Origin of the sequence: Bradyrhizobium sp. 17 (assembly GCF_023073515.1) — a bacterium.
GTDB classification, from domain to species: domain Bacteria; phylum Pseudomonadota; class Alphaproteobacteria; order Rhizobiales; family Xanthobacteraceae; genus Bradyrhizobium; species Bradyrhizobium canariense_D.
In genome coordinates, this window is the sequence record NZ_JADPJQ010000007.1 from 81,101 (window position 1) to 93,431 (window position 12,331).

Here is a 12,331-nt window from a genome sequence, read left to right on the forward strand (position 1 = left end):
CGTTCAGAGAGGACAAAATGGGATTGTTGGATGGCAAGGTCGCGATCGTTACCGGGGCCGGAGGTGGTCTCGGCGAAGCCTATGCAAACCTATTTGCCAAAGAAGGCGCGGCCGTCGTGGTCAACGACCTTGGCACGACTGTAAATGGCTCCGGGGTGAGTGCTGCTGCTGAGAAGGTGGTGGCCGCAATTGTTGCCGCCGGCGGAAGGGCCGTGTCCAATAGCGACGACGTATCGACGTTGGCGGGTGGGGAGAACATCCTCAGGGCAGCGCTCGATGCCTTCGGTCAAGTCGACATCTTGATCTGCAATGCGGGCATTTTGCGCGATCGGACTTTCGCCAATACCGCGGAGGAGGATTGGGATGCCGTTATGAAGGTTCACCTGAAGGGAACCTACTGCTGCACGCGGCCTGTGTGGACTTGGTTAAAGGACAATCGTCGTCCTGGTGTGATCATTATGACCTCATCAACCTCTGGGTTGTTTGGAAATTTTGGGCAGGCCAATTATGGGGCGGCGAAGGCCGGCATCTATGGGTTTATGCGCGTGCTATCCATCGAAGGACGCAAGTACGGAATCCGTGTCATGGCCGTGGCCCCCAACGCAGTGACGCGCATGTGGGCACGGATTCCAGGAACGGAGGCGATCGAATCTGATCGCCCCGCTTTGCTTCCCGAGAACGTTGCGCCCGGAGTGCTGTTCATGGCGTCAGATTTAGCGGCCGAGCATTCGGGCAAGGTTCTTGCCGTATCAGGCGAAGAGATCTCCGAAGTGAAGATGTTAACGGCAGAAGGCTTCCGTCCCAAAGGGGCTTACACCGCCTCGGATGTCGCGGCCCACGCGGCTTCAGTATTCTTTCCGACGGACCCCAGCGGCGTTTGAACAACTAGCGCAGTTTAACGGAACCGCGAGAGTAGAAAGGGTCACTCGCCGGATGCGTTCCGGACCGACTCAACGCTGCGATTAATTTGCGAAGGCCACTTCAGCCTGGATGTCATGTGCGGAGCTTCGCGCTTGGTGGCCACCACCATCTGCATCATCATCATCGGCTACCCCACGGCTTACCCGGTCACTATTGTATAGAAGCGCCTGCGCCCGGGTGCTCCCTGTAGTCGTCGTCATTCCGCATCTGACATGTCTCTCGGTGTGCACTAATGCTTTGATCGTGATCTACGGCGACCCCAGCCTCATCAGCGACATCCTCCCGATCTGCACCTGATCTGCAGCCCCATTTGCCGCTTACCTACAGCGGCATAGCGGTCCATGTCGGGATAGTGCACATCGTGTTGCCCGCCATCGTGCTCTGTCTCGGCTTCTAAATCACACCAGGGGCTATGGGCGGGTTACGTGAAGTCATGCTGCCGACCCTCATTGCCGCGCAAGTCGCAGCTCCCTTCAAAATGGCATATATTCCAGCTCGGCTTTCACTCTCTTGGCATCGCGCCGGTCGTGCTCTCAATCGTTAGGCTCGATCCTTCTGCGTTCGTCAGCCCGAGCCCGTCGTGCGGCTTGGAGCACCAGACTTCCATCATTCGGCGGTCTGGAAGCCTATCTTGATGAGTTCGCGCGCCTTATGGTGCGAAGTGCTGGATGGCCACGCTCTACCACGTGCGGGGCGAGAGCCCCTGGTGGACAATCGTGGTTGCCGTGTTTATCGGACAATCATGTTCTACCTGCTGTTTCCGAGATTGGTGCTCATTATCATGTACGTCAGCGGGGCGCCGGAAGGTCGCCAATCGCGGGGAGGGCGGCTCGTACAGGACCTTGCCGACGTCGCCATAACCGGTGATGCCGCCAAAGTGCACGGATAGCGCCGCGGACGTCAATAGGTTGCGTGGGTGCAAGCAGCTTGCATTGGGGCGCGGCGCGGGAATGGTTTCGTCATAGACGCGGCGAGCCTCTTCGGCATAGACCTCGACGTAAGCGCCACCGATATGTGCTCGCTTAGCGTCTCGGAGAGCGGCTTGCCCTGCTCGGAGGTCAGTATGACCGCGAGATCCTGACGATTGGCCCAGGACCCGTTCGTACCATTTGCGCAGGATATTCGAGCGTTGCTTGGCTGGGAGCTCAACCTATGCAGGAAACGCTCATCCGGCGCCAACAAACGTTGGCTAGAGCTGCGGCAGTTTGGCGAGTTCGATGCCGGTCGCCGGATGTTTATCGAAAACGCGAGTCGAGCCGACGCAGGCGATCAATGTAGCAGCCACCCTGCGGAAGTGACAGGTCGTCAAACTAAATCGCAGGTTGGACGAGCGTTGTGTGGATCGCGCGGCGGCGGTTGGGGCAATCGCGTTGCTCCTGCCGGCCCTCAACTCCGCGGAATCAGGTGTGCTCGATTGCGAAAAAAGGCCGCGCGAGACACCGCGCGGCCAAGTCAGGGAGGAAACGCCCCGAAGGGCAGAAGAGCTCAGCAAGTAAATGAACCCGCTGGCCACTCCATCTTGCACGAAACGCCCTAGCATCGTGCAAGCCCACATCGGATACTCATTTACCCGAGGGGATTGGCGGCGTTCGCAGTGATATCTTGCAGTTTTTGTGCGAAGATTTCACCAACTACGCAGCAACTGCTATCATTTAGCGGTTCTCGCGTGATATTCGCGTTGCGTGGTGTTCATTGAAGCCAATCGAACGTGTCGCCGGGTGTACGCGCTCGTATCGCCTGATCGGGTTGGCTTCAGGATTTCGGATCCAATCTCAATAAGTCGGCACTCGTGAATCGCGGCAGAGAAACTTTGCGCTCGGCGATTCCCGGGGCTTTCCGCGACGCGTCCCGAGACCGGTGAACGCGTCCTTCCATCGGCAACTTCGGAGGTCGCGACGTCGGGTTGCAAAGTGAAATCGGCCAAAGCTGTTTGATATGCTGCACTTCTTATCATTGCACCGGAAATGCGATTCGATGGAGCTGGAGAGACGGAGACGCAGCGATGAGACAATCGCAACCCAGCACTATTCGATCGATGACAAGCAGACGGGCTATCGCGCGACAACTTCAGTCGCGCGTTGTCGCTCGGCGCGAAGTGTCGCGGCAACGGAGAGCGCGGTAACGCACCAAAGCCTCAGGCGGGAGGTTGCATGTGCCTGGCCTGCTCCTAGGACCCCAGAGTTCCCTTCTCGGCGCCGGGAGCAAGCCGTAGTCTCGCCTTGAGACCGCGCTGCGTATTCAAAAAGAGTCAGGTCTTGCTCCAGCGCGCTCTAGCGGCTTTATGGACGCAAGACAGCGAATTGGGCTCGGCCGCGTCGAAAAAATGCAATGGCTACTTGAAACTAGCAGAAACAATGCGTCTCGATTGAGTATTGATCTCCAAATCACTCGCTGACGCTCGCGCCGGCCGCTTTCTCTTACGCATTCGAGGGCCTTTATGTACGACTGTGATCATGTCTCAGGCGGCCTGTCGGTGCCGACTGCTCCGGGCATCGCGTTTCTCCGCTCGAGCCTGCTCACATTTGTGATGGTTTAGGGACCTAGATCAGCCTTTCGCCCCTCATGAGTTGGCGAAGTTTCCAATCGCATTTCATGGCGGATCGAGCGGTGAAATGTGTACCGATCAACTTACGCAATACGAGGGGACACATCGGGTAACCCATACTCACTAGCACGGGAGTATGCGAAAACTAGGGAGACATTCGGATGCCGTATTACTCATTTGATCTCGTAATTGATGGGGAGCACAAGAATCAGGGCGGCCTTATCCTCGAGAATGTTGACCTTGCCGCCGATAGAGCTGACCAGCTTGCGACGGAATTGTCTATTGTACATCCAGAGCTGAAGGCCAAAGGCTGTTCAGTTCGCGTTATCAGTGCTGATGACACCGAAATCTATCGGACGCCGCTCGATCCCATCTCAAGGCGCTAACACTGAGCTCTCGGTGGCGTGCGACGGCTTCGCCAAGGCGGTCACGCCTGGCAGGCTCCTCAATGTACTTCAGACACTACACGCTTCAAAGCGGACCGACGCCTAGCGTTCGCAAAGCAAAGCAGGACATAACTGGCTATTGCTGGACGCCGATCGAACCGAAAGCTGCTTGGCGCGCCGATGCTGCGCGCTTTCGCAGCTTATTAGCCCGGCGGAGCGCTCGTCAGAGACACCGGAGCTTGAGACATACCGATGAATTCCTCCTAAAGGTGAGCATCGGCCGCGCCCTCCGTATTGATCAGCAGAACCCGAGCATCTCGAGCAAGGGCGACGTTGCCCCTAGGGTCTGGTCGGAAGCGACCTTCAGTAAGCCGGCCAGACCAACACCACCACTTTCGCCTGAAACGACGGCAGGGTCGGCATCCCTGGGCATTGGTGAGCCGCCTCATAACGCTTATTGCGTCCATCGACGATCACGCATCCGCCGTGGGCGAAAGGATGCACCACGCGACGAGCGAGGATTGCTAGCATTCGAGCGTCGCCGTCACCTGCGACTGCCCATGACTTACCGTCACAACGAGGCACGCGCACTATCAAGAAGACACGCTGCGCGCGCGGCGTTGACTACCCTGAAAACGGGCAGTTCTTCCCCGAGCAGAACTGAAGAATACCCGCCCTCGGCTGCAGTATTACTTCCCACACCGGCTTGGACGAAAACATGGCGGCGCGCGACGCAACGGGCGCAGTGCTTCACTTCCAATGGCGGTATAGCCCTGCATCAATAGAGCAGGAATCCGCTCGTAACCAGGCCAGGATGCCTCTCTGCACGGCTTGGTGCAGCGATTTGTGCCGCACGCTCTCTCCAAACTCTAAGGGACGCCGATGGCAGATAGCGAAGACTTCAGGCCCGCAAGATATCAGCTGCCGCCGCATGCTGAGGGATTCTCTCCCGTTCTTTGATCAGACCTTGCGTTGTGCCCAGTGTCCTTCCCACAGCTATTGCAAGGCTCGGCGGCCTGACCGAGCAAGTCCCGCAGGCGTTCGACGCGGGCGCGCTGGAAAGGCGAAGCAGGGCTGGTCATCAAGACGGGTCCATCGGCTCGAATGCGAGGGCTCGTCACCTGGACGTCAAGACGAGCGTGGCCGCTCGATGGCGTGTCGGCTACGCGCGTGCCCATATGATCCGCGCAGCCCCAGTCCGCGCCATGAATGCGCAACATATCGCGGTGGGCCCGCTTGATGAACGAGCGCTCAACCGCGCGACGAGCAAATATTGCGGCGACCAGGGCGAGGCCGCAACTGAAATAGCTGTTCGAAATGCTCCACACTCCACCGACAACCACCACGTTGAAAGTGAGTGCAGCGGCGGCGTTGCAGACCTTGTCCGCCATCAGCTTGCGACCTCCCATCGGAATTGCTGAGGCATTGTAGCGGTTCAGCCGGGCTGATCATCGGCGTTTTTGTTCCATATTCGCCGCTTCGCGATCTATCATTCGTACCGACCTTTCGCTGGGCCGAGAGAATTACTCCCACTATGATTGCGCGATCATTGGGCTGTTCAGTGCTTCCTTCTTCCAGTTTGCAGGGAAAGCTTTCTTTGTCTACCGGTGCATTGACTTATCTGTCCTCTCGCCTAGGAAGCGCCGGGACTAGAGGTGCCCCGTTAAAAACAGATCAGGATTGAGATGAGCCACACGCCGCAGCCAAACCAGCGAATCACCATACCCTTTCTTCAGCAATGGAAGGAGGAGGGGCGGCGGATCGCAATGACCACGGCTTACGACGCGGTTGCCGCGCGCATCGCTGATCCGATCGTGGATATTATCCTCGTCGGTGACAGCGTTGGCAATGTTTGCCTCGGATTCGACAATACTCTACCAGTCAGCGTCTCCATGATGAATCATCACCTCGAAGCCGTGGCGCGCACAAAACCTCGTGCCCTGCTCGTTGCCGATATGCCCTTCCTCAGCTTCCATATCAGCCGGGAAGAAACCATCCGCAACGCCGGCGGCTTCATCCAGCGTGGCGCCGATGCGGTGAAGCTCGAAGGCGGTGCAAACCGCCTCGATATGGTACGCGCCCTGGTCGACTGCGAAATCCCCGTGATGGGACATCTCGGTCTCACCCCACAAAGCGTCAATGTCATGGGCGGTTTCAAGGTTCAGGGTCGGACGGCCAATGACGCTTTGCGCCTGCTCGAGGACGCGCATTTTCTGGAGGACGCTGGTTGTTTTGCTCTCGTGCTGGAGGGAATCCCGGCTGAGTTAGCAGCGCGGGCGACGGAGATCCTCCAGATCCCGACCATGGGAATCGGAGCCGGTCTAGGATGTTCAGGGCAGGTGCTCGTGTTCCATGACGTGGTGGGTCTTACCGAGGGCAAGCCGCCCAAATTCGTGCGCCCCTATTCGAATGGATTTCAGCTGATGCAGGAGGCGCTCTCGCGCTGGGCGACTGACGTGCGTGACGGTGCATTCCCAGGAGGGCAGGAATCCTATCGCCTCCCGGACGAGCTCAAGGAGCTAGTCGCAAACTGGACTCCGCACGAACTAACCTCAGGGTCGTGATCATGCGAACAATAACACGCGCTATTGAATTGCGTCGGGTTTTGGCCGAGGCTCGGGCCCCAGATAGACGCATCGGGTTTGTGCCCACAATGGGTTGCCTGCACCAAGGCCACATGGCCCTCGTCGACGAGAGCCGGGCTAGTTGTGATGCCACGGTCGTCAGCATCTTCGTTAATCCTACGCAGTTCGGCCCCAAGGAAGATCTCACCACCTATCCTCGTGATTTTCTCCGTGATGAACAACTGTGCCGCGATGCAGGGGTCGATATCGTTTTCGTACCGGAGGCGCAGGAGGTTTATCCGCCGCAGTTTGACACTTTCATTGAACCTGGTGCGCTCGCGCAATCGCTGTGCGGAACCTTCAGGCCCAGACATTTCCGCGGTGTTGCGACCGTTGTCTGCAAGCTGTTCAACATGGTCCAGCCGGATGTCGCGTTCTTCGGCCAGAAGGATCTTCAGCAATGCGCAGTCCTCCGCCGCATGTCAGTTGATCTCAACCTGCCGATCGAAATCGTTACCGTCCCAACAGTCCGCGAGCCGGATGGCCTCGCAATGAGCAGCCGAAACCGCTATCTCAGCGCCCCAGAACGCAACCGTGCACAGGCAATCAGTCGAGGCCTGCTCGCGGCGGAAGCCGCCTTTCGCGAAGGGGAGCGCGATCCCATACGGCTGCTATCGATTGTTAGGCATCCTCTGGAGGCACTGGATGAGTTGCAATACCTCGAAATCGTGGACGCTGAAACCCTAGAGCCCGCCACGAACCCGTTATCGCGCCCGGTCGCCATTTGTGCAGCAGGGTATGTTGGCTCTACCCGGCTTATCGACAACGTCGTGCTCGATCCGGACGCCGCCTGCCGATAGAAAGCTTCCCGTCGCCGTGACGCTCACACTGGACAGCAAGCAGGTGCGGAGGGGCCGTGGAGAAAAGCGAGCGACCCTTCCAGGGCGCCACCAGACGAGCTTGGTGCGAGTTGGTGCGAGCAGGCGTGCAGCGCGTCCTTATTGAGATGTTAGATCCGGTCGATCATATTTTTTTCTCTTGAGGGCACGGCCCTTCATCGTCGCGGTCAATGTTTCGCTTTTCTACCAGGTACTTTGCGGTGAGGCAGCCCTTTTGACGCTCGTTCCGCCTGGCCTGCTTCACGGACGTTCTCTGGAGCAGAATACGAGGACCTGGGATATGGTCAGGGCCATAGGCGGTCACAGACCAAGCTGAATGGCGTGGGAGCGAACGCCGTGAGCGACACCGCTCGCCAGCTCGGAGTGAGCAAGCCGACATAGGCGCGCGAATAGGCGCGCTAAATCAAGCAGCAGAAAGAGCGCCCTGTTCGCTTCGTATCTGGCGGCTGCTCGACTGCTTCGTGAGCCTGCTATAAGCGGCGTGCCGTCGCTCGTGCAGACGGACCATGACCAGCTTCGCCCACGGCGCTTAAGCGCCTGGTCTAACCTGACGAATGATCTGGGAATCTCCAGGCAAAGGGAATTCGGCGCACCAGGATCGATTCTCGCCTGAATTCGGCTTCGATCCGGGCAAGACGCCTGAAAAATCACATTCCGCACGCGATATGCTGCCGCGCAGCGCGGCTGTATTGCTCGGCCACGGTAACAAAGGGCATCAACATGAAGTATGCATTTGTGGCGTCCTTGGGCGCGTTGTCCATGCTTTGGCCGATCGCTGTCGCAGCTGAAGAAGGAGAGGTTCTCCCATCGGGCGATTCTATTCTCTGGACGCCAGAGCAGCAGGTCATCGGCTTCCGAGCAATAGAGAAGATCAAGCCAGTTCATGTCGTGCGCCGCGGAACGAATGTCCATCCCCTGCCCAAGGCTGCCCACCAGATCTCGCCCCGCTGGATATCGCGCGGCCAGGCCATGGACGTGGACCGTTACATGAGAGAACGGCGCACTTCGGGCGTCATCGTACTCAGGGACGGCGAAGTGGTGCTTGAACGCTACGGCCTGGGGCGCAAAGAAACTGACGGCTGGATCTCGATGTCCGTGGCGAAGTCGGTAACTTCGACTCTAATTGGCGCGGCAATCAAGGATGGCTACATCAAAAGCCTCGATGCGCCAGTGAGCGACTACATCCATGAACTTAAGGCCAGCGCCTACGAAGTGGTATCCATTCGCCAACTTCTGACCATGAGCTCGGGTGTGAAGTGGAACGAGGATTATGTTGACCGCAACTCTGACGTCAATCTGCACTACAACGCCATTTCAGAGTCTGGCGTCAATCCTATCGTCTCCTACATGCGCCGGCTGCCACGGGCCGACGAACCAGGCACCAAGTTCGTCTACAATACCGGCGAAACTGACTTGGTCGGACTCTTGCTCACGAGGGCGGTCGGCAAGTCAATGGCCGAGTATCTGTCAGAGAAGATTTGGCGGCCCTACGGGATGGAAAGCGACGCTGTCTGGCAGGTCGATCCGTCCGGACAAGAGTATGGCGGCTGCTGCATCTCCGCGACTCTGCGCGATTACGCCCGCATCGGCCAGTTCATCCTCGACGGTGGAGAGGCCGGCGGCGTTCAAGTCTTGCCACCCGGCTGGGTGCAGGACGCGACAAGCGTTCACATGAAGTTCGCGCCGAACGCAGCGGGGAAGACCCACAACGGCCGCCGCATCGGGTATGGTTATTTCTGGTGGATTTACGATAACGGATATGCGGGCTCGGGGATATTTGGCCAGAATATTTTCGTCTATCCAAAAGACAAGGTCGTGATCGCGATCAATTCGGCTTGGCCCAAACCGACCGACTCCGAGTACTCCGAGGCGCGGGACGCCTTCGCCGAAGCTTCGCGCGCGGCGGCTGTCGCCGAGCGTTGACGATTTGCTGGCATTGACGACGGTCGGCCTACAGCGGCCACTGCTCAAGATGGGCCTGATCACGGGTTTCGGCCGGACAGGAGCCATGTTCGGTTCGGACAAGTACGGGATCGAGCCGGATCTTATCGCGGTCCCGAAGGGGCTTACCTCGGCTTACTTCTTCTTGTCCGGATGGATCGTCAGCGAAAAGGTCTACAAGGTGCTAGAAAAGGTCTACGAGGTCCTAGAAGAGGGGGCCCACAACGCCGCCGCCTTCCCCACGGCTCACCTACTCCGGGCATCCGACGGGCGCGGCCGGCGGAGGCGGTCCTGGATATTGTCGAGCGCGAGAACCTTCCCAACAAGGCCAATGAGCTCGGAGCCTGCTTTCAAGCTGGATCGACCCGGATGTTTTAGCCAACTGCCGATCGTCGGCAAAGCGCGCGGCGTCGGCATGATGGGGCGATCGCATTCATCGCTGATCGGGATCGGAAGCCGCGCTTTGAACCGCACCTAAAGGCCGGCGCTCGGATTTCGAAGGCTGCTCGCAAGCGTCGGCTCATCTCTCGCGCGATGCCGCATGGCGAGATCCTCGGCTTCTCGCCTCTGACGCTGGCGTGGCGCGGACGGGGCTTCTTCGATCGCGTTCGTTCGCATCGCGGCGAAAATCGTCAAAAAAAGAGCGCCTCCAGCGCTGAATTCCATTAACGAGGCGGTTCCTCCAGGACTGGCGTAGCGGAGCAAGACCAGCACAACCACTCCGTACGAGGAGGGCACAGCAGCAACGTCTCGGGCACCCACGAGCAACGAACTGTGGTGAAGTTCATACTCGACTTTGGAATCAGCTAGTAGTCTCTTTGAGGGGGTCACCGCGCTTTCTCTGCTACCATTCTTTGCGCCTTGCGGAGTCGCCAAGTGTTGGATGCAACGACCACTACGCTTTTGCGTGCTGTTCTTGAGGAGGTTTGCGACAACCTGCCTCGCAGCGAAACCGGCACTCGGGCCCATGTCGCTTCCAAGATCTTGGAGGCCGCCAATAAAGGTGAGATCACGGCGGAGCGCCTTCGGCAGGTCGCAATGCAAGCTCTTCGCTCCGCGCCAACCATGTGGCGCTAGATACGGACAAGACCGATAGTGCTCATGTGAATTTCCAGGTCACGGTGTTGAAGATCCTTGTGAGCTACCCGAACGGCTTCGCATCCATGCCGGACCTCAAGCGAGACATGGCCATTTTGGCCACGAGCGGTCCGGATTGGGCGGCGCGCACCAAACGAATGGGCGCCCGTGTGCCCGAGCTCGACCTTTTTTCGCAGCAACTCGTCGAGCGCTTGCATGGAGGGTGGCGCATCACGGAAAAGGGACGAGCGGTGCTCGAGCTGATGGAGCCGCGCCCTACTACGCACCAACTCCAACCAGAGGACACGAGAGCTCGTGAGCTGCCATCGCCAGTGCCGGCAGGATCTCTTCCTGTCGAACTACGCCGGCGTGAGCCCGAACGACTGGGGCGGCGCCGGTCCTCCAGGGTCACTGATGGCTAACGAGGCCGGCGCAACGATGCTGGACTCTCACGATCTCCGCCGGCGGATGGCCCGCCGGATTTGATTGACCAGATAAGTGCCCCAAATGATCATCATCTCGCCGACACGTTCCGTGCGCTTGCGCTCAGGGTACGTTGACCGGAGGCATGGCCGCAGTCGGGCGTAACACGAATTGTTCTCGCTGCTGCCCACGCGCTGCCAGGATGATCGCAAAAACCACGAGGAAAATCAGAGACCGAGTCATGACCAAGACTTACTTCAGAATCCATATCGCAATTATGAAACCCCTCACACCCGGGCCAAACGACGCGCGTCGCGCGCATAATATCGCGCCGCTCTTCAGGTCCCGTTTGCTGAGCCAAAAGCAATAACGATTATTCGTGCCGCAACACGGCCGAGTAGCCTTGTGTGGTGCTCAAAAAATGCATTTTCCAGACGCAACAGCCGGAAATCTGTGCAAAATCAGGATAAGAACTGACGGCGCGGGCGCAGGAAAGGTCTGTTGCTATCCAGGACCGCAACGAGGGGCGCTCAAGCGCAAACAATTGTGCTTCGGCGCGCTCCTAGCGCTGACTGCAGCGGGATTATACTCCTATGTTCGAGCCTCTTCGCGTTATTATGAAGGTTAAGTAATTTAAGACCTCGCTTTGCCTCTGAGGTCAAAGGCAATAATTCTCTTTCAACTGCCGACTTGCCAGCGTGGCCGGCTTGATGTCGCTCGCAAACAGCTCTTCGGCTTCTTTTCTGACGAAATGATTTGAAGGCGCCGCTGAGCGGTGTGATCTTGATGCTTTGGAGCAAGCGACCAACAAAGCGCGTGCGTTTCGAACGAGAGCATTGGGTCACCCTTTTGGGGGTAAATGGAAAATGGTGGCGCGATTGCGTTCTCGTTGAGATTTCCGAAACTGGCGCTCGCCTACGCGTTGACGGATCTCCAGACGTGCTCAAATCACGACACTTTTTCTTGCTACTTTCCAGAACTGGATTGGCGTTTCGCCGGTGCGAATTGGTCAGGCTAGATGGCCCGGAAGCCGACGTTCAGTTCGTCGTGCGTAGCACTGCTGGTTTGAGCACTCCTAGTGTTGGCCGCATGTGACAAGGGGGAACTGCAAGCGAGCACGCCCCCGCTTGAAGAAAACGCGCAGGAGCAGGCAGCTTACATCCTGCCGGTTGTTCTGACGAAATGGGTCACTTTTTGCAGGAGCCGGTCGACTAGCCCGGCGCAGAGATCGATTCCCCCGTCCCCGCACAACGTTGAAATCGTCCACCGCGTGGGTAGACGTGGCAAGAGGACGGTCGGCCGCCCTTCGAAGGTACTTTGTCGAGGTGACGACCGAAAAGGAACGCCTCGATTTTATCGATCAGATGAAAAGGCGGTTTGTGAGCTGCCGGCAATCGATGAGTGTGCGTCGCCTACGCCGCAGCTGTCAGATGACGTGCGCACGGACGCGCCGAGGTGGGTGAGCTCTGTCATCAGCCAAAGGGGGAGGGGGCCTGAGGTCCTCTGTAAGCGCGAAGCCGATACCCTTGCTTCAGAATTCGAATGAACGTGCGAAAGAAGCCTCCGGCTTGGACG

At 58.4% G+C, this 12,331-nt stretch carries 8 protein-coding genes and 1 pseudogene; 8 read left to right on the forward strand and 1 reads right to left on the reverse strand.

Annotated elements, in window-relative coordinates; all coding sequences use genetic code 11:
* Positions 1-17: 17 nt before the first annotated feature.
* The gene (locus IVB13_RS00815) at positions 18-881 is read left to right on the forward strand and encodes an SDR family NAD(P)-dependent oxidoreductase (RefSeq protein ID WP_018458304.1); all 864 of its coding nucleotides are present in this window, start codon (positions 18-20) and stop codon (positions 879-881) included.
* A gap of 2,746 nt (positions 882-3,627) precedes the next feature.
* Entirely contained in the window at positions 3,628-3,852 is a 225-nt protein-coding gene (locus tag IVB13_RS00820) for a hypothetical protein (RefSeq protein WP_083926545.1), read from the forward strand.
* Positions 3,853-4,769: 917 nt separating this feature from the next.
* On the opposite strand, the gene IVB13_RS00825 is transcribed toward IVB13_RS00820, so the two are convergent.
* Positions 4,770-5,243: a hypothetical protein gene (locus IVB13_RS00825; RefSeq protein WP_247487326.1), complete on the reverse strand. Its 474-nt coding sequence runs from the start codon at positions 5,241-5,243 to the stop codon at positions 4,770-4,772.
* 294 nt (positions 5,244-5,537) lie between these two features.
* Between IVB13_RS00825 and panB the strand changes: the two genes are divergently transcribed.
* The 6 genes and pseudogenes from panB (at position 5,538) to IVB13_RS00855 (ending at position 10,755) form a co-directional block, all read left to right on the forward strand.
* On the forward strand, positions 5,538-6,416 hold the full coding sequence (panB, locus tag IVB13_RS00830) for a 3-methyl-2-oxobutanoate hydroxymethyltransferase (RefSeq protein ID WP_018459036.1): 879 nt from the start codon (positions 5,538-5,540) through the stop codon (positions 6,414-6,416).
* Positions 6,417-6,418: 2 nt separating this feature from the next.
* Positions 6,419-7,276: a pantoate--beta-alanine ligase gene (gene panC / locus IVB13_RS00835; RefSeq protein WP_247447194.1), complete on the forward strand. Its 858-nt coding sequence runs from the start codon at positions 6,419-6,421 to the stop codon at positions 7,274-7,276.
* Positions 7,277-8,035: 759 nt separating this feature from the next.
* Positions 8,036-9,238: a serine hydrolase gene (locus IVB13_RS00840; RefSeq protein WP_247487327.1), complete on the forward strand. Its 1,203-nt coding sequence runs from the start codon at positions 8,036-8,038 to the stop codon at positions 9,236-9,238.
* A 55-nt stretch (positions 9,239-9,293) separates the two neighbouring features.
* Positions 9,294-9,823, forward strand: a pseudogene (locus tag IVB13_RS00845) (aminotransferase class III-fold pyridoxal phosphate-dependent enzyme); the annotation flags it as partial.
* Positions 9,824-10,132: 309 nt separating this feature from the next.
* Positions 10,133-10,333 carry a hypothetical protein gene (locus IVB13_RS00850; protein ID WP_247447192.1) on the forward strand — a complete coding sequence of 67 codons (201 nt, stop codon included), beginning with the start codon at positions 10,133-10,135 and terminating at the stop codon, positions 10,331-10,333.
* A gap of 26 nt (positions 10,334-10,359) precedes the next feature.
* Positions 10,360-10,755 carry a hypothetical protein gene (locus IVB13_RS00855; protein ID WP_247447191.1) on the forward strand — a complete coding sequence of 132 codons (396 nt, stop codon included), beginning with the start codon at positions 10,360-10,362 and terminating at the stop codon, positions 10,753-10,755.
* Positions 10,756-12,331 lie beyond the last annotated feature (1,576 nt).